Here is a 17,591-nt window from a genome sequence, read left to right on the forward strand (position 1 = left end):
GGCCCTCGCCGGACCCGGCCACCAGAGCAACTCACCACCGGGAGGCCCCCTCATGAACACGGACGTCACGATCATCGGTGCCGGACTCGGCGGCCTCGTCCTCGCCCGCGTCCTGCATCTGCACGGCATACCGGCCACGGTCTGCGAGGCGGAGCCCTCCCCGGCCGCGCGCCCGCAGGGCGGACTGCTCGACATCCACGACTACAACGGCCAACTCGCCCTCCAGGAAGCCGACTTGATGGAGGAATTCCGTGCCATCGTGCTGGACGGCCGGCAGGCGATGCGCATCCTCGACACGGACGGGACCGTCCTGCTCGACAAGGCCGACGACGGCACCGGCGGACGCCCCGAGGTACAGCGCGGCGAACTGCGGCGGCTCCTGCTCGACTCGCTCCCGCCCGGCACCGTCCGCTGGGGCCGCAAGACCGTCCGCGTCCGCGCCCTGGGCGAGGGCCGCCACGATGTGACCTTCGCCGACGGCACGAGCCTGGTCACGGGCCTGCTGGTCGGCGCGGACGGCGCCTGGTCACGCGTCCGCCCCCTGCTCACCGCGGCCACCCCCGAATACACCGGCAGGTCGGTCATGGAGACGTACCTGTACGACGCCACCACCCGGCACCCCGCCGCCGCGAAGGCGGTCGGCGGCGGCTCGATGATCGCACCCATGCCGGGCAAGCAGCTGTTCGCCCACCGGGAGCGGAACGACACCCTGCACGTCTACGTCGGCCTGGCCAAGCCGCAGGAGTGGTTCGACGCCCTCGATCCCGCCGACCCCGCCGCGCGGATCGCAGCCGAGTTCGAGGACTGGGCGCCGGAACTCACCACGCTGATCACCGCCGGTGACACCGCGCCGACCCTGCGCTCCCTGTACGCCCTGCCGGCCGGCACCCGGTGGGACCGGGTCCCCGGAGTGACCCTCCTCGGCGACGCCGCCCACCTCGCCGCCCCCAATGGCGAGGGCGCCAACCTGGCCATGCTCGACGGCGCCGAACTCGGCCGGGCCCTCGCCGCCCACCCCGGCGACACGGAGACCGCGCTCACCGCGTACGAGCAGGCCATGTTCGAACGCGCCCTGGAGTTCGCCGACACCGACGGGATCGACATCGGCGCCATGACGGCCCCCGCCCTGGCCGCCGTGTTCGCCGGCCCCGAACAGCCCTGACGCCGCGGCCTCCCCCCCGGCGCGCTCCCGCGCAGGACCCGGGCCGGTGGCTAGGGGAGGATGGAGTCGACGTAGCCGCCGTCGACGCGCAGGGCGCCGCCGGTGGTGGCGGAGGCGAGGGGCGAGGCGAGGTAGACGACCATGTTGGCGATCTCCTCGGGCTCGATCAGGCGCTGGATCAGCGACTGGGGACGGTACTTGACCATGAACGCGCGCTGCGCCTCGTCCCAGGGCAGCTTGTCGCCCACGAGTTCGCGGACGAACTCCTCGACCCCGCCGGTGTGGGTGGGCCCGGCGATGACGGAGTTGACGGTGACCCCGGTACCGGCGGCGTCCTTGGCGAACCCGCGGCCGACGGCGAGCAGCGAGGTCTTCGTCATGCCGTAGTGGATCATCTCGGCGGGGGTGACCACGGCGGAGTCGCTGGCGAGGTTCAGGACCCGCCCCCAGCCGCGTTCCTTCATGCCCGGCAGGTAGGCGCGGATGAGCCGGACGGCGGAGAGGACGTTGACCTCGAAGTAGCGGCGCCATTCGGCGTCGTCGATCTCCAGCGGCGCCGCGCTGCCGAAGATGCCGAGGTTGTTGACGAGGATGTCGACCGCGGGCACGGCCTTCAGGACGCCGGCGGCGCCCTGCTCGGCCGCGAGGTCGCCCGCGGCGCCGGTGACGTCCTCGCTGCCGGAGCCGGCGCGCACGGTGCCGACGGCGTCCGCGACGCGCTCCTCGCCGCGGCCGTTGACGACGACGCGGGCTCCCGCGCGGGCGAGCGAGGTGGCGATGGCGAGGCCGATGCCCTGGGTGGAGCCGGTGACCAGGGCGGTGCGGCCGGAGAGATCGATCTTCATGATGGGTGTCTTCCCGTCGAGGCGGTGGCGATGCACCGGTGCCGCTCCTGCTGTACCCGTGGGGTGATGGCGGACTCGGGGATCACGATGGTCGGCCCGCGGGCGCGGGCGCGGGTGCGGGCGCGGGCGCGGCACGAGCGGCCTCGGGGGTTACGCCGTTCGCCCCAGCGTTTTCCCACGATCGCACCGCGGGAGGGCGGCGCCTTCGACGGACGCGCGGTACTTGTGCGGGCCGCCTCCTTCAGATGGGCGACCTTCCCGACGATCTCAGGCGGGGCCTGCTGGGACTCGAAGCGGTGCCGCCGAGGAGGAGGCCGTCGGCCGCGGCACGTCGAGGGCGATGTCCGTCACGAGGATCCGGAAGAACTGGCCCGCATCGCGCGAGTCAGCGCGTCTTCGCACCTGCCCCGGCTGACCGCCGGACCGGGCCCGGCAAGCCCGCCGGAGCCTGCTCCCGCAGCCGGGAAACAGAAGCGGATTTTCAAGGTCAACACCTCAAGGGTTCTCCCGCAGCGCCCCCGGCAGGCCACTGAGGAACAGCGCCTCCGCCTCGCCGCGCGCCAACCCCGCTCGGTACCCGCCGACCAGCCGGTACCCGCCCGAGCGCCCCGGTCCGCGTACACCGGCACCCCCGCCTCCGACAGCGCCTGCGTGTCCCGCATCACCGTCCGCTCCGACACCTCCAGCTCCCGCGCCAGCTCGCCGGCGGTCATACAGGACCGCGCCTGGAGGAGGAGCATCACCTTGATGAGCCGGGGCGCACGCATGGCCCCATGATGCCGGGGGGCACTGACAGAGAAGGGGTACGGCAGCCTCCCGTACCCCTTCCCCCGACCCGCTCCGGCGGACCTTGGCCGCGAGCAGCCCGGACGGTGTCACCGGGGATTCCGCAGCCCCGCCAGCACGGTCTCCAGGACCAGGTCGGTGGCCTCGTCCACCGGCGTGTCGTCCAGCAGCCCGCCCACCGCGAGGGTGGCCAGCCCGTGCGCGGCGGAGAAGGCGACCTGTGCGAGGCGGACGGGATCACCGGGGCGCACGACTCCCACCTGCTGCGCCTCGGCGATCAGTTCGGCGGTGATCTCCAGGCACGTGTGGCCGAGCCGGTGCAGTTCCTCTCCGACCGGCTCCTCGTGCTTCGCGGCGAACATCAGCCCGAGCAGCGCGGCGCGCTCGGTCGCGAACCCGACGTAGGCGCGGCCCAGTTCGGTCAGCCGCCGCTCCACGGGCCCCGGACCGCCGGCCGCCGCCCGCATGCGCTGGCCGAGGTCGGTGAACCCGTCGAGCACGAGGGCGTCGAGCAGGGCCTGGCGGTCGCGGAAGTGGCGGGTGGGCGCGGCATGACTGACGCCGACGTCCCGAGCGAGTCCACGCAGCGAAATCCCGGCGACCCCGGCCCCGGCCAGCACCGCCTCGGCCCGTTGCAGCAGGGCGGACCGCAGATTGCCGTGATGGTAAGAGCCTTCCTGCACGGACTTCCTCCTCGATGTTGTCGATTGACTACAATGATGTCACGTGCCTACATTGCCATGTCATCGCATACGGACGACGAAAACGGAGCGCCGCCCATGCCCACCCTCTCGTACCGGGGCACCTGTGCCCTGATCACCGGCGCCAGCGCGGGCCTCGGCGAGGAATTCGCCCGCCAGTGGGCGGCGCGCGGCGCCGACGTGGTGCTGGTCGCCCGCCGCCTCGACCGGCTGGAGACGCTTGCCGCCGAACTCCATGAGGAGTACGGCGTCACCGCCACCGCGATCGCCGCGGACCTCGCCGAACCGGGCGCCGGTGCCGGGCTGCGGGACGAACTCGGCGCCCGCGGCATCGCCGTCCAGACCCTGATCAACAACGCCGGCTTCGGCAGCCACGGCGCCTTTCTGACGCAGGACCCGGAGCAGATCAGCCGCATGATCCAGCTCAACGTCTGCGCGGTCGCCGACCTCACGCGGGCCTTCCTCCCGTCGCTGGCCGCCGACGGCCGGGGCGCCCTCGTGACGGTGGCGAGCACGGCCGCCTACCAGCCCACCCCGGCCATGGCCGTCTACGGCGCGACCAAGGCCTTCGTCCTGAGCCTCACCGAGGCGATCGCCTACGAGACCCGCGGTACGGGCCTGCGGGTACTGGCGGTCTCTCCGGGCCCGGTCGAGACCGAGTTCTTCGACGTCGTGGGCACCCGCGACGCGGTGGTCGGACATGTCGCCACCCCCGCCGCGGTGGTCACGGCGGCCCGCCGGGCGCTGGAGCGGCCCCGGACCCCGCCGAGCGTCGTCGCCGGCCTCGGCAACCGTCTGTCGGCCGTCGCGGCGCAACTCGCCCCGCGCCGCTTCGTGTTGGCCACCACGGGACGCGCCCTCAAGGCGTGACGGCACCTCGCCCGTCGACCGGCCGCCGTGTTCGGGCGTGCGCGCGGGCGCGGTGAAGGCCGGAGCGGGGGGCGGGCGGGGCAGGCGGGTTACCCACCTCGGCGGTCTGCGCGCGCTGCACTTGCGGCATCCGGTCCTTCCTCACTGCGACAACGGCGTATCCGGGGAGGCTAGAACGCCGCGCACCCCGCTGGGAGGAACGCTCGGGAGCCGCTCGGGGCCGGCCGATTTCCCCTTCGCCCCGGCTCACGGGCAACAACCGGCCGCCCGGCCTCCGGCGCGTTTCTCGTACCCTCGCGCAACACGCGGGCAAAACGGTCATGGCCGTCCGCCCGCCGGCCGCCGCGCTTGCCCGGCCGGTTACGCTGGCGGCGGCCCGCGGGGGAGGAGACAGGGACCGATGACGACGATTCAGCTGCCGGTCGCGACCGAACGACTGGTCCTGCGCCCGTTCACACCGGACGACCTCGACGCGCTGTACGCCTACCAGCGTCTGCCCGAAGTCGCCCGCTACCTCTACCGGCCGCCGCTCACCCGCGAGCAGTGCGAGCGGAGCCTGGCCCGGTGGGCGGCCGGCACGGCGTGGGCCGAGGACGGCGACGCCCTCGTGCTCGCGGTCTGCCGGGCCGGGGACGCCGTCCCGGTCGGCGACGTCGTCCTGAAACTGGCGAGCGCACGGGCCCGCCAGGCCGAGATCGGCTGGACCCTCCACCCGGCCCACGGAGGCCGGGGCTACGCCACCGAGGCGGCCCGCGCCGTCACCGCCCTGGCCTTCGAAAAGCTGGCCGTACACCGGCTGTTCGCCCGCCTGGACGTGCTCAACACCGGCTCGGCCGGCGTGTGCGAGCGCCTGGGCATGCGACGCGAGGCGCACCTCGTCGACAACGACCTCGACGGCGAACGCTGGGGCAGCGAGTACGTCTACGCCATCCTCGCCCGCGAATGGCGAGCAGCCGCCCAGAACCGGGACTGACGCTCCGTCAGTACCTGTGCGTGGCCTCCACTGCACAGTGCTGCCGGCGCGTGCGCGCGGTCCCCGGTGAACGCGCTGTGCCGGTGGAACGAATACGCCTTGCCCACCGCCTGGACGAGATCGGCGAGAGCGAGAGCGGCCCACAGCTCGGCGAGCCTTCCGGCCGAGGCCACCGGAGCGGCGACGGCGGCCAGGACTCCGTAGGCGGCGGAAGACCGCCTGCATCGCGTCGGTGACGGCCACGGCCGGCACCAGCGGCAGAAGGTCCATCAACGCCGCCGCGATGGACCCCACCACGACCAGCGCCAGCCACGTGCCCGCCGCGCGCTGCGTGGACACGCGAACTGTCCTTCCTCGTCGCGGGAGATGCCCACGCTGTGCACCGCGGCGCTGTCCGTGCCGATCCTGGCCGCCGCGAAGGTCAGCGGTCAGGCCGTAACCCGGCAGCGGGCCGGGGCCGCCCACGAGGAGGACGAACGTGGCCGACGAGCCGACCGCGATGGCGAGCACGCTGCCGGCCAGCAGCAGGGGAAAGACCCCCAGTTGGTCGAGGATGCCGCGGGGAACCCCGGCCGCCCGGCCGACCAGCGGAACGGCCGCGACCGCCGCCGCGGCGACGGCACCGACCGCGATCGCCGGCCGCGTCCCGCTGCGCACCACGGGACGAGGACCGCTCCGCTGTCACAGGTCGCCTCGTCGCCACCGCCCGTGCTCGTCGGCGAGTAGCTCCAAGTCGACGCGCTCCCGTCGTAACGACTCGACCCACGCGGCGACCAGCCCCCCGGCGAACCCGGAGCAGACGGCGTCGAGTTCGCCGCAGGTCGTGAGGAGCCGCAGCAGGGCTTCGGTTTCTGTCCTCCCCCGGTCGCAGACCGCGCACAGCGTGCTCTCCCGCAGGCCCCTGAGCCTCTGTCCGTCGGCCCCGGCCCAGGAGTGCGGGAACCGGACCAGCAGCAGGGCCGGGCTCTCGCACCGGGCGCACGGGGGAGTGGCGCCGACCCGGACGTGGATCACCTCGTCGCCGGCACCCGGAGCGGTCACGCGACTCCCTGCCATGCGTCGGGGCCGAACGTGCCCTTGATGTCGGAGGCGATCGTGGCGGCGTTCACGGTGGCCCGCAAGCGGTACACGGTCGTCTTCCGCAGTCCGCGCACCGAGAGGTGCACCGGGTTCTCGCCCGGATGCGCCGTCACGATCCGCCGGAGTTCGCTGATCGCGGGCTCGTTGACCCGGTGGTAGGGCAAGGCGAGCGCCACGGGAGCCGCGCCGCCGCGTTCCGCCGAGGTGACATCGAGTACGTGCAGCTCCTGTCCGAAGACGCTGATCGCGCCGTCCCGCTCGTTGATACGGCCCTGGACGGAGACCACGCTGTCCCCGACCAGGGCACCCGCGACGAGCTGGTACGCGGCGGGGAAGAAGAGGACCTCGATCGTGCCGTCCCGGTCGGCCAGCCCGACGATGGCCCAGTTGTTGCCCTGCTTGGTCATCTTCGGCTGGACACCGGTGATCAGGCCCGCCAGGCGCACGACGCCCTCGGTACGGCCGGAGGACAACAGGTCGACGATCGTGGTGTCGCGGTGGGCGGCGAGGATGTTCTCGGTGCCGTCCAGCGGATGCGCGGAGACGTACAGGCCCAGCATCTCTCGCTCGGTGGACAGGAGTTGCTTGCGCGGCCACTCGTCCTGCCCGATCCTCATGTCGAGACCGAACCCGGAGTCGCTGCCGCCGCCGGCGCCGCCCAGTCCGGCGAACAGGTCGTCCTGCCCGTACGCGGCGGCCTTCTTCAGCGGTACGACCGCGTCGACCGCCGTCTCGTGCACGGCCGCCAGACCCTTGCGGGTGTGCCCGAGCGAGTCGAACGCGCCGGCCTTGACGAGCGAGTCGATGGCCCGCTTGTTGAGCGCGGGCAGGTCGACCTTGTCGAGGAAGTCCTGGAACGAGCCGAACTTCCCCTTCGACGTGCGTGCCGCGATGATCGACTCGATCACGTTCTCGCCGACGTTGCGCACCGAGAGCAGCCCGAACCGCACGTCGTCGCCGACGGCCGCGAACTCGGCCAGGGACTCGTTGACGTCGGGCGGCAGTACGGTGACGCCGAGCTTGCGGGCATCGGCCAGATACACGCCGGCCTTGTCCTTGTCGTCGCCGACGGAGGTCAGCAGCGCGGCCATGTACTCGGCCGGGTAGTTGGCCTTCAGGTACGCGGTCCAGTAGGAGACGAGCCCGTAACCGGCGGTGTGGGACTTGTTGAAGGCGTAGCCGGAGAACGGGAGCATGACGTCCCAGATCGCCTTGGTGGCCTCTTCCGAGTAGCCGTTGCCCGTCATGCCGGCATGGAAGTTCTTCCACTCCGCGGCCAGCACCTCGGGCTTCTTCTTGCCCATCGCACGGCGCAGCATGTCGGCGCCGCCGAGGGTGTACCCGGCGAGGGTCCGGGCGATGGCCATGATCTGCTCCTGGAAGATGAGCAGATGGTGGGTGCTGCCCAGGATCGGGTCGAGGACCTCTTTCAACTCCGGGTGGATGGGGTCGGGTTCCTGCTTGCCGTTCTGCCGCAGCGCGTAGTTGGTGTGGGCGTTGGCGGCCATCGGGCCGGGCCGGTACAGCGCCAGGGCCGCCGCGATGTCCTCGAACCGGGTCGGCTCCATCAGCTTCAGGAGCGCGCGCATCCCGCCGCCGTCGAGCTGGAACACGCCGAAGGTGTCGCCCCGGCCCAGGAGTTCGAAGGTCTTCTTGTCGTCCAGGGGGATGACGACGGTGTCCGGGTCGCCGTCCAGGGGGTCGACGGTGGCGAGCTTGACGCCGCGGTTCTCCCGGATGTTCTGGAGCGCGTGGTCGATGACGCCCAGGTTCCGCAGGCCCAGGAAGTCCATCTTGACGAGACCCATGTCTTCGCACGACGGGTAGTCGAAGCCGGTGATCTTCACGCCGTCGGAGGCCCGCATGTGCAGCGGGATGCGGTCGGTCAGCCGGGTCTTGGACAGGATGACCGCGGCCGCGTGGACGCCGGTGCCCCGCGTCAGGCCCTCCACACCCCGCGCGGTGTCGATGACCTTCCGCACGTCGGGCTCGTTCTCGTACATCTGCCGGATCTCGCCGGCTTCGCCGTAGCGCGGGTGCTCCGCGTCGAAGATGCCGTCGAGCGGGATCGACTTGCCCATGATGTCCGGCGGCAGCGCCTTCGTGATGCGCTCGCCGTGGGAGAAGGGGTAACCGAGGATCCGGGAGGAGTCCTTGATCGCGTTCTTGGCCTTGATCTTGCCGAACGTGTTCACCATGGCGGTGTACGCGTCGCCGTACTTCTCGGTGACGTAGCGCACCATCTTGTCGCGCCGGCGGTCGTCGAAGTCGAGGTCGACGTCCGGCGGGTTGATGCGTTCGGGGTTGAGGAACCGCTCGAACAGCAGGCCGTGCTCCAGCGGGCACAGCTCGGTGATCCGCGTCGCGTAGGCGACGATCGAGCCGGTGGCCGAACCACGTCCCGGCCCGACGGGGACGCCGTTGTCGCGGGCGTACTTGCAGATGTCGGCGACGACGAGGAAGTAGGAGGAGAACCCCATCGGGCCGATGACCGACATCTCGGTCTCGAAGCGCTCCAGCACCCCGGCCGGGACCGGGTCGCCGTAGCGCATGGCCAGCCCCTTGAGGACCTCCTTGCGCAGCCAGGACTCCTGCGTCTCCCCCTCCGGCACGTCCGGGAACTGCGGCATCTCGTCGACGTAGTCGAAGACCTCGTCGTAGGAACCGGTCCGCTCGGCGATCAGCAGCGTGTTGTCACAGGCCTCCGGCAGTTCGGAGAACAGGGCCCGCATCTCCCGCGCGGTCTTCAGGTAGTAGCCGCTGCCCTGGAACCGGAACCGCTTCTCGTCCGCCTTGTTCTTGCCGACGCCGATGCACAGCAGGTTGTCGTGCGCGTCGGCCTGGTCCTCGTGGACGTAGTGCGCGTCGTTCGTCGCCAGGAGCGGGATGCCCAACTCCCTGGCCAGACGGAGCAGTCCGTCCCTCACCTGCTGCTCGATGGGCAGCCCGTGGTCCATCAGCTCCAGGAAGTAGTTCTCCTTGCCGAAGATGTCCTGGTAGCCGGCGGCGACCTCGCGGGCCTCGTCGTACTGGTTCAGCCGCAGCCGGGTCTGGACCGCGCCGGAGGGGCACCCGGTCGTCGCGATGACGCCCTCCGCGTGCTCGCTGATCAGCTCCGTGTCCATCCGCGGCTTGCCCGCCGGGAACTGGCCCGTGTAACTGGCCTCCGTCGAGAGGCGGAACAGATTCCGCAGGCCCCGCGCGCCCGTCGCCCACATCGTCATATGAGTGAACCGGCCACCGCCCGAGACGTCCTTCGAGCCCTCGCCGTCGTCCGACATGGCACGCTGCCCGCCCGGCCCCCAGAACTCCTGCTTCCGGTTGCGCCGCGACGACGGGGCGACGTACGCCTCGATCCCGATGATCGGCTTGACGCCCTCGAACCCCTTGGCCACCTGCTGGAACTCGTAGGCGCCGAACATGTTTCCGTGGTCGCTCATCGCGACCGCGGGCATGCCCTGCCGGGCGACCTCGGTGAACATCGGCCTGAGCTTCTGAGCACCGTCGAGCATGGAGTACTCGGTGTGATTGTGCAGGTGAACAAAGGATTCGGACACGGCTGCGCACCTCCGCGAGGGGCCAGGGGCCAGGGGGAAGCGGGCAGCCTATCCCTCCCCCCGACCGCCGCCGGCCTCCCACGCCATCGAACCGGACACTGCCCCGACGCACCCCGCTGACCAGGGACTATCGCGCAAATAACCCCCTTGCGAGTCCCGCCGACCGGACGAGGACGACGCCGGGCGGCGCCCCCTGCCCACACCCCTGTGGCCCCCTCCGGCATCGAGCATGGCCGGATGTCAGCGGTCGCCTTCCCCCCGGCAGGCGTCCCCGCAACGGCCGACTCGGGAGCGGCCGGCGGGCGCCCCTGGCCCACTGCGCCCTCACCCCTGGTACGGCCCCCACCACCTGGCCGCCCGCCGGCCCCCGCACCCCACCGGCCCACCGGACCCGGACGGTCACTGGCCCGGTGGCCCCGGACGGTCACCGGCCCGGCGGCCCCTGGCGGTCACCGGCCCGACAGCTCCCACCGGCCCACCAGACCCGCATGGCCGACGGCACGGCGGCCCCCGCACGGTCACCGGCCCAACGGCCCCGGCGCTTACTGGCCCGGTGGCCCCCGGCGGTCACCGGCCCGGTGGCCCCCGGCGGTCACAGCGCCGGCGGGCACATGCGCCGGGCCTTGCCGCCCTTGATCACCGCGTCGACACACCCGCCGGGCAGGCCCTGGTACGTCGCGGTGGAGAAGTTCGCGGTCACGGTCAGCGCGCCGTCGCCGAAGATCGTCCGCTGCACCAGGCTGTCCGGCGTCACCCGGCGGAAGCCGGTCATCGGCAGGGTGGCCGCGGCCTTGTGCAACGGCTCGAAGTACTTCTGCAACGCCGCGATCTGCTTGCCGTGCGCGTCCAGTTCGGACTGGTCGAGCACCAGGTTGAGCGGCACGTTGTACAGCATCGCCAGCAGCGCGCGGGTGCGGCTCTGGTCCGGCAGCTTCGACCAGGACAGTTCCCAGCGCTCGGTGCTGATCACCGAGTCGTGCAGCACCGTCTGGTACAGCGGCACCCGGTACCTCGGGTCGTACATCGCCTTGGCGAGGTCGTCCGGCAGGTGGACGGGCTTGAAATAGATCGCGGGCGCGCCGGCCGGGGCGTAGCCGCCCCAGTTCGCCCGGTCCCGCTCCAGCGCCCACAGCCCGTCCGTGACGGGCGTGCCCGAACCGTGGCTGAAGGCCACCACCTTGTTCGCCCAGGAGCCGGCGCTCTCCGAACCGAGAACCAGCTTCCGGTCACCGGACAGCCAGGCCATGCGCTCCAGCCGGTTCCGCCGGTCCTGCGCCTGGGTCATCGGGTGCGCGGGGGACCGGTCGGTGAACAGCTCACCGGCCGCGTCGACGTCGAGGAAGTAGCTGTCGGCGCCGCCTGCGGTCATCTCCCGCACCCGGTCGGCGAGATAGTGCTCCGACGGCTCGGCCCGCCTGAGCGCCTCGGAGCTGACGTAGCAGCCGCGCCCGCCGAAACCGGTGACCGGCTTGCCGTCCGCGCCCCGCACACAGGCGTCCGGCCACACCGGGGACGGCCACTTCGACACCGGTGTGTCGGCCGACTCCGGATCCTGGGCATTGGCCCAGGAGTCGTACGGCCCCACGAGGTACCCGGAGCGTTCGGCGAGCGCGACGGCCCCCGCGTCCATGGGGGAGCCGTCGGCGTCGTAGCCGAGCCACATCCGGTCGATGCCGAGCTCCCGCAGCCGCCGTACGCCCTCGGCGGTGCGGGCCTGCCCCCAGGTGTAGGCGTGGAAGGCGCCCACCAGCTTGCCCACCGCGGGGTTCGCCGCGATCTTCGCGCGCAGGGTGGTGATGCCGCCGTGGCCGAGCAGCCAGGCACGGTAGTCGCGGGCGGCGGCCACCGGGGAGCCGTCGGTGAGCGCGAAAGTGATCTTGTAGTTCCGGGTGCCCTCCCGCGCCGAGAACGCGTGCCGCGCCTCGGCGCGCAGACGGCCGCCGGTGGAGACGAACTCCAGCGTGCTGCCGATGTCGGACTCGGCGATATAACTCGAACCGTGCCCGCCCGCGAGGCTGGTGCCCCAGAACGGCATGGTCAGCCCGTCGGAGACGCCCACCTCGCTGCCGGCCAGCCCGGCCTTCGGCGAGTTCCACCACCGGTCGGCGACCGGCACCGACAGGCCCTCGCCGCGTGGTAGCTGCATCTCCCGGACGGCCGCGTCGCCGCCGGTCACCGGCCAGTTCAACGTGGTCTCCCGGTCGGAGCGCACCGACACCGCCAGGCGCCCGCCGCGGGCGGCCGCCGTCACGGTGAAGCCCGCCGACGGATAGCGCCACGTGGCCTCGCCGCCGCGCACCGACACCTTCCCGGCGGGGCCCAGGCCGCCCGCGGCGGGCGCCGAGAGCTGCCAGCCGCGGCCGTCGTCGGCCTGTGCGCGCACGGCCAGGGACGCCGTGTCCACCATCGCGTGTCCGCCCGCGACGGGGACGGTCACCCGGCCCCCGTGCACCTCGACGCGCTGCCGGTCACCGCCGCCGTCACCGAACGCGGTGGCCGTGCCGACCACGCCGAGCACCGCGAGGGCGCCGCTCAGCGCGACGACCTTCTTCCTGGTCTTCCTGATCTTCCTCGCCTTCATGACCGTCACGGTGGTGGTCCGGGATAAGAGACTTGTGAGAGGCCGCCCGACGCGGCGAAGCCCGGCATCCGCAGCCGGAACAGCGCGCCCCCGCCGGGCGCGTTCCCTGCGCTGAGGTCGGCGTGGTGCGCGCGGGCGATCTGGCGGGCCATGGCCAGACCCAGCCCGGAACCGGGCAGGGCACGGGCCGTACGGGCCCGGTAGAAGCGGTCGAAGACGTACGGCAGGTCCTCGGCGGCGATACCGGGCCCGTGATCGCGGATCTCCAGGACCGCGCCCCGCTCCGCACGGACCAGGGTGACCTCGACGGGACGGCCGAGCGGACTGAACTTGGCCGCGTTGTCGAGCAGGCTCGACAGCAACCGGGACAGCCGCGCCGGTACGCCCGCCACCGTCCCGCTCTCCGCGTCCTGAGCGATCCGCAGCCGGAAGGGTACGTCCGGCCAGTGGTCGCGGGCCGCGTCGACCGCGTGGGCGACGACCGACGCCAGCCGGACGTCCTCCACCAGCGGGTCCGGCTCCTCCTCGCGGGCCAGTTCGATCAGGTCGTTGACGAGGACGGTGACCTCGCGCAGCTGACGGCCGACCGCGCCGGCCGCCCGCTCGCGCTGCGCCCCGGTCAGCCGGTCGGAGCGGACCAGCAGATCGGCGTTGGCGCGCAGCGCGGTGAGCGGGGTGCGCAGTTCGTGGGAGGCGTCGGCGACCAGCCGGCGCTGGGCGGTCACCGACTTCTCCAGCTCCCCGAGCATGGTGTTGAAGGCGGCGGCGAGCCGGGTCAGCTCGTCGCCGTCCGCCCGCTCCGGAGGCAGCTCGATGCGGTGGCGGGCGTCGCGGGTGGCGGCGATGCGCTCCGCGGTCGCGGTCAGCCGGACCACGGGGGCGAGGCCCGTCCGGGAGACCCAGAAGCCGAGCCCCCCGGCCAGCACCACACCGGCCGCGCCGACGGCGCCGAGCAGCCCGGCGGCCTGCCGCACCCCCTGGCCGACGGTGTCGGCGCGCACCGCGACCTGGAGGGCCCGGCCCGACCCCAGCGGGGTGGTCAGCATCCGGGCGCGGTGACCGGCGAGGCGGAGTTCGCTGTAGTACGGGCCGCGCGTACCGGCCGCCACCTGGCGGGTGGCGCCGGTCACCGGCAGCAGATACGGCCCCGCCGGATCGTCCCCGGCACGGGCCGGCACCAACTGGGCACAGGCCGGGGCGGCGAGATACCGGCACTCACCCTGGACGACACCCGGCGGCTCCCGCCGGTACTGCTGGGCGGCCAGCCGCGCGGACTGGGTCAGGTGCAGATCCAGCTGGTGCAGCAGCTGATGCCGGATCACCAGGAACGCGGCGGCGCAGACCCCCACCACGACGACCGCGACGGCGGCCGAGGCCGCGAGGGTCAGCCGCGTGCGCAGCCGGCGCCGCGGCCACCCGCCCGCCCCTCCACTCCGGCGCCACGGCCGCCGGCCCGCCCCTCCGCCCCGGCGCCACCGCGGGCCCCTCACGGCAGGTCCAGCCGGTAGCCGACGCCGTGCACGGTGTGCACCAGCCGCGGCTCGCCCCCGGCCTCCAGCTTGCGCCGCAGATAACCGACGTACACGGCCAGCGAGTTGGACTCCGGCCCGAAGTCGCGGCCCCACACGCGCTCCAGGATCACGCTCCTCGGCAGCACCTGTCCGGGGTGGCGCAGCAGCAGCTCCAGCAAGGAGAACTCGGTACGGCTGAACTCGACGGTCCGTGCGCCACGCCGCCCGGACCGGGTGACCGGATCGACGACGAGATCGGCGAAGGACAGCTCCGCCCCGGCCGCGGGCCCGGCGGCATGGGAGCGGCGCAGCAGGGCCCGCACGCGTGCCACCAGCTCGTCCAGGGCGAAGGGCTTGACCAGGTAGTCGTCGGCGCCCGCGTCGAGGCCGTCGACCCGTTCGCGCACCGAGCCGAGCGCAGTGAGGACCAGGACCGGAGTGCGGTCGCCCAGGCTCCGCAGCCGCCGGCAGACCGCGAGCCCGTCGAGGCCCGGCAGCATCACGTCGAGCACCACCGCGTCCGGGTCCCACTCGGCCACGGCAGCCAGCGCGCCGGGGCCGTCCTCCGCCCCGCGTACGGCGTAGCCCTCCACCGCGAGACCGTCCTCGACGGCGTACCGCACCTCGGGCTCGTCGTCGACGACCAGGACCCTTGCCGCACGCACCCGCTCACTCGCACTGTTCATCCGGCCAGCTTGCCAAACACGCGCGCCCTCGCGCCCAGGCGCCCACGGCCGCCCGCCCGCCCGGCCACCAGCCACGACGGCCGACGCCCCGACCCCCCCTCCGCGGTCTTGCCCATGACCCCGGCCGGACCGGTCGACGCCGGCATGCTCGCCCTCGCGGCTGTGTCACCGCGCCGCACTGACCACGGCGACGAAGGCTTGGACGGCTTCCACTTCGGCCTGCCGCGTCCTCACCACAGGACTCGCCACCGCCGGTGACGCGGCTGAGCCGTTCGCGGCCTGGCCCGTCCCGTTACGGGAACGGCAGGACCGGCAAGGACGGTGGCGGCCCACGGCTCCTGCTGTCTCCTCCGAAGGTGCTCCAGGGGAGGCACCCGGCCGGGCTCGACGAGCGTCGCCATCCATGGCCGGTCGGCATCCGGATCGGCGTCCACGACCGGCGTGGTGAAGGCACCGCTCACTCGGCGTGCTGCCGCGCCCTCCTGCCGGAAGCGTGTCCGGAACTCCTCTCCTGGGCATGGGGCCGTGCGCGAGCTTGACCGCGACCTGCCGTCCCGAGGTGGAAACTCCCGGACAGACGACTCCCATGCCGCCCGCTGATCAGAGTAGGACCTCTGAGCGGCGCGTCTCGCGCAGAGGTGAGCTGTACGCCGACGGTTTGCCGGGTAGTCGCAACCCCCAGGGGTGGGTGCACCGCACCCACGCCCCGATCCATGGGGTGGGTCTAGCGTGGCCGGCATGGAAAGCGACAACGAGCTCGGCGAGTACCTGCGTGCTCGCCGAGCGATGGTCACGCCGCGAGACGTTGGGCTGCTCGACGGCGGGGACCGGCGGGTGCCGGGACTGCGGCGGGAGGAGGTGGCGCTGCTGGCCGGGGTGAGCACGGACTACTACATCCGCCTGGAGCAGGGGCGTGAGCGGAACCCGTCTGAGCAGGTGCTCCGGACGATCGCTGCGGCACTGCGGCTGGACGGTGCCGCGACGGGGCACCTGTTCCGGCTCGGCCTGCCCTTCTTCGCCACGGCGGCCGCGGCAGCTGCCGTCGCCCCGGGACTGGTGCGGCTGATGAACGACATGCGCGACGTGCCGGCCTTCGTGGTCGGCGCGGCGCAGGACGTCCTGGCCGCCAATGCGATGGCGTCCGAGCTGTACCGCGGGTTCGCCCGGTACGACAACCTGCTGCGCATGATCTTCCTCGATCCGTTCGCGCGGGAGTTCTACGTCGACTGGAACAAGGCGGCGCGCACCGCTGTGGGCAACTTGCGGGCATCCTCCTCGCAGTTCCCCGAGGACGAGCGCATCGAGCGGATCGTCGGCGAACTCAGCGTGCGCAGCCCGGCCTTCACCGAACTGTGGGCACGTTACGAGGTCCGTCCCCGCACGCAGGAGGACAAGCGCTTCCGGCACTCCCGCGTGGGTGAGGTGCGGCTGCACTTCGAGGCGCTGGCCGTCACCAGCGCGCCGGGTCAGCACCTGTCCGTCTACAGCGCGGAACCGGGCAGCGCCAGCGCCGATGCCCTGGTCCTGCTCCGCCGACTGGCCGAGCAGAGCCCGGTTACCACCGTTCACGACACCACCGCGGAAGAAGAAGACGTCCGATCATGACTGCCGCCCACGGCACCGCCGGCACTTTCAAGATTGCCGGCGAGGAAGTCATCCGTCCCGGCTTCGGCGCCAGATGCCTGACCGGGCTCGGCGTGTGGGCGAGCCCGCAGACGGTGTCCGGCCGTCCCCAGTGGCACTGCTCGTCCACAACCGGCCGGCCCCGCCCCACCCACTCACTGAAGAAGGCACCCCAAGCCATGCTGCTCCCCTTCACCGAGGCAGGCCAGGGACGGCCCGTCGTCCTGCTGCACGCCCGGCCCACCGACCGCACCATGTGGGACGCCCACCTTCCGATGCTCGCCGAGGCAGGCATGCGGGCCATCGCCCTGGACCTGCCCGGCCACAGCGACGCGATCGTGCCCGACCACCACGAGGTGGCCCCCTGGTCGGACGTGCTCGACACGCTCGACCGCCTCGGGGTCGACCGCTTCGTGCTCGCCGGGAACTCGCTGGGCGCTTTGGTGGCACTCCAGACCGCAGTCACGGCACCCGAGCGGGTGGAGGGGCTGGTGCTAGTCGGCTACCGGCCCCATGACCAGCCCGCCTCCTCACGTCTGGACGCCGCCTGGGAGGCCGAACGGACGGCGCTGGCCGTCGGCGACCTGGCCGCCGCGGTGAAAGCCGGCGTCGAGGCGTGGACCTCGGCCGGGGCCACCGAGGAGGTACGCACCCACGCCGCCCGCATGCTCCGCCGTCGGCTGACCGAACAACTCGCTTACGGCGATCCGCCGCAGGCGGCGGATCCCCTTGGCACGGGCCCGGCAGCACTGCGCACGCTCAGGGGCATGCCCGCTTTGGTCAGCGTCGGCGACCACGACATGCCCGACTTCCACGAGGGCGCGGAGGGGCTGGCCAGCGTCCTCGATGCGGGTCGGACCGCTGTCATCCCCGATGCCGGACATCTGGCGCCGCTGGAACAGCCCGCAGCGTTCTGCACCATGCTGCTGGACTTCGTCCGCCGCCTCCCGCAGCGGTCGTCGCCCGCGCACTGATAGGACCCGGCGCCGGTCGTCGACGTCATCTCTCTCTGAGCGCGAAGCCACCGGTTCGCTCCCGGCATCGCCCTGGGGGTAGGTGAGTCTCGCGGCCCTGACACGAAGGGTCCCGGAGCACTCGCGATGATGTCGAGAGGCTGGTTCGCCGACAGGGAGCCGTTGTGCGACGCCAGTATCGAGCATGGACTGCCTTACATGGAGCCGGACTGAGGCGGACGGGCCGGCCGACGTCCGCCGAT

General features: G+C 72.6%; 12 protein-coding genes and 2 pseudogenes. 5 read left to right on the forward strand and 9 right to left on the reverse strand.

Annotated features, from left to right (window positions below; all coding sequences use genetic code 11):
* Window positions 1-52 precede the first annotated feature (52 nt).
* Complete coding sequence (locus ACE4Q9_RS34010) at window positions 53-1,162, forward strand: FAD-dependent oxidoreductase (protein ID WP_397988492.1); 1,110 nt, start codon at window positions 53-55, stop codon at window positions 1,160-1,162.
* A gap of 50 nt (window positions 1,163-1,212) precedes the next feature.
* Here the strand turns inward: ACE4Q9_RS34010 and ACE4Q9_RS34015 are convergent, their stop codons facing one another.
* The 3 genes and pseudogenes from ACE4Q9_RS34015 to ACE4Q9_RS34025 form a co-directional block, all read right to left on the reverse strand.
* Window positions 1,213-2,007, reverse strand: a complete 795-nt coding sequence (locus ACE4Q9_RS34015; protein ID WP_397988494.1) for an SDR family NAD(P)-dependent oxidoreductase — start codon at window positions 2,005-2,007, stop codon at window positions 1,213-1,215.
* Between the two features lie 504 nt (window positions 2,008-2,511).
* Window positions 2,512-2,774 (reverse strand): annotated as a pseudogene (locus ACE4Q9_RS34020) (helix-turn-helix transcriptional regulator); the annotation flags it as partial.
* A gap of 108 nt (window positions 2,775-2,882) precedes the next feature.
* Window positions 2,883-3,476 carry a TetR/AcrR family transcriptional regulator gene (locus tag ACE4Q9_RS34025; RefSeq protein WP_397988496.1) on the reverse strand — a complete coding sequence of 198 codons (594 nt, stop codon included), beginning with the start codon at window positions 3,474-3,476 and terminating at the stop codon, window positions 2,883-2,885.
* Window positions 3,477-3,572: 96 nt separating this feature from the next.
* Here ACE4Q9_RS34025 and ACE4Q9_RS34030 point away from each other — a divergent pair, with 96 nt between their 5' ends.
* Both ACE4Q9_RS34030 and ACE4Q9_RS34035 read left to right on the forward strand, forming a co-directional pair.
* Window positions 3,573-4,364 (forward strand): SDR family NAD(P)-dependent oxidoreductase, encoded by a 792-nt coding sequence (locus ACE4Q9_RS34030; protein WP_397988498.1) that lies wholly within the window; start codon window positions 3,573-3,575, stop codon window positions 4,362-4,364.
* Window positions 4,365-4,764: 400 nt separating this feature from the next.
* Window positions 4,765-5,337, forward strand: coding sequence for a GNAT family N-acetyltransferase (locus ACE4Q9_RS34035; RefSeq protein ID WP_397988500.1), 573 nt, complete (start codon window positions 4,765-4,767; stop codon window positions 5,335-5,337).
* Between the two features lie 681 nt (window positions 5,338-6,018).
* Here ACE4Q9_RS34035 and ACE4Q9_RS34040 read toward each other — a convergent pair.
* From ACE4Q9_RS34040 to ACE4Q9_RS34065, 6 genes and pseudogenes are all read right to left on the reverse strand, one after another.
* Window positions 6,019-6,378 carry a DUF6300 family protein gene (locus ACE4Q9_RS34040; protein WP_397988502.1) on the reverse strand — a complete coding sequence of 120 codons (360 nt, stop codon included), beginning with the start codon at window positions 6,376-6,378 and terminating at the stop codon, window positions 6,019-6,021.
* Window positions 6,375-9,974 (reverse strand): DNA polymerase III subunit alpha, encoded by a 3,600-nt coding sequence (gene dnaE, locus ACE4Q9_RS34045; protein WP_397988504.1) that lies wholly within the window; start codon window positions 9,972-9,974, stop codon window positions 6,375-6,377. The genes ACE4Q9_RS34040 and dnaE overlap by 4 nt, the downstream gene beginning before the upstream one ends.
* Window positions 9,975-10,566: 592 nt before the next feature.
* Window positions 10,567-12,555 (reverse strand): glycoside hydrolase, encoded by a 1,989-nt coding sequence (locus ACE4Q9_RS34050; protein ID WP_397988506.1) that lies wholly within the window; start codon window positions 12,553-12,555, stop codon window positions 10,567-10,569.
* 5 nt (window positions 12,556-12,560) lie between these two features.
* Complete coding sequence (locus ACE4Q9_RS34055) at window positions 12,561-13,955, reverse strand: ATP-binding protein (RefSeq protein ID WP_397988869.1); 1,395 nt, start codon at window positions 13,953-13,955, stop codon at window positions 12,561-12,563.
* A gap of 86 nt (window positions 13,956-14,041) precedes the next feature.
* Window positions 14,042-14,752, reverse strand: a complete 711-nt coding sequence (locus ACE4Q9_RS34060; RefSeq protein ID WP_397988508.1) for a response regulator transcription factor — start codon at window positions 14,750-14,752, stop codon at window positions 14,042-14,044.
* A gap of 377 nt (window positions 14,753-15,129) precedes the next feature.
* Window positions 15,130-15,349 (reverse strand): annotated as a pseudogene (locus ACE4Q9_RS34065) (serine/threonine protein kinase); the annotation flags it as partial.
* 141 nt (window positions 15,350-15,490) lie between these two features.
* Here ACE4Q9_RS34065 and ACE4Q9_RS34070 point away from each other — a divergent pair.
* Both ACE4Q9_RS34070 and ACE4Q9_RS34075 read left to right on the forward strand, forming a co-directional pair.
* Window positions 15,491-16,357, forward strand: a complete 867-nt coding sequence (locus ACE4Q9_RS34070) for a helix-turn-helix domain-containing protein (protein ID WP_397988870.1) — start codon at window positions 15,491-15,493, stop codon at window positions 16,355-16,357.
* Window positions 16,354-17,349, forward strand: coding sequence for an alpha/beta fold hydrolase (locus ACE4Q9_RS34075; protein WP_397988509.1), 996 nt, complete (start codon window positions 16,354-16,356; stop codon window positions 17,347-17,349). The genes ACE4Q9_RS34070 and ACE4Q9_RS34075 overlap by 4 nt, the downstream gene beginning before the upstream one ends.
* The last annotated feature ends 242 nt before the right edge of the window (window positions 17,350-17,591 follow it).

It is taken from the genome of Streptomyces sp. AM6-12, from assembly GCF_044327085.1.
Classification (GTDB): domain Bacteria; phylum Actinomycetota; class Actinomycetes; order Streptomycetales; family Streptomycetaceae; genus Streptomyces.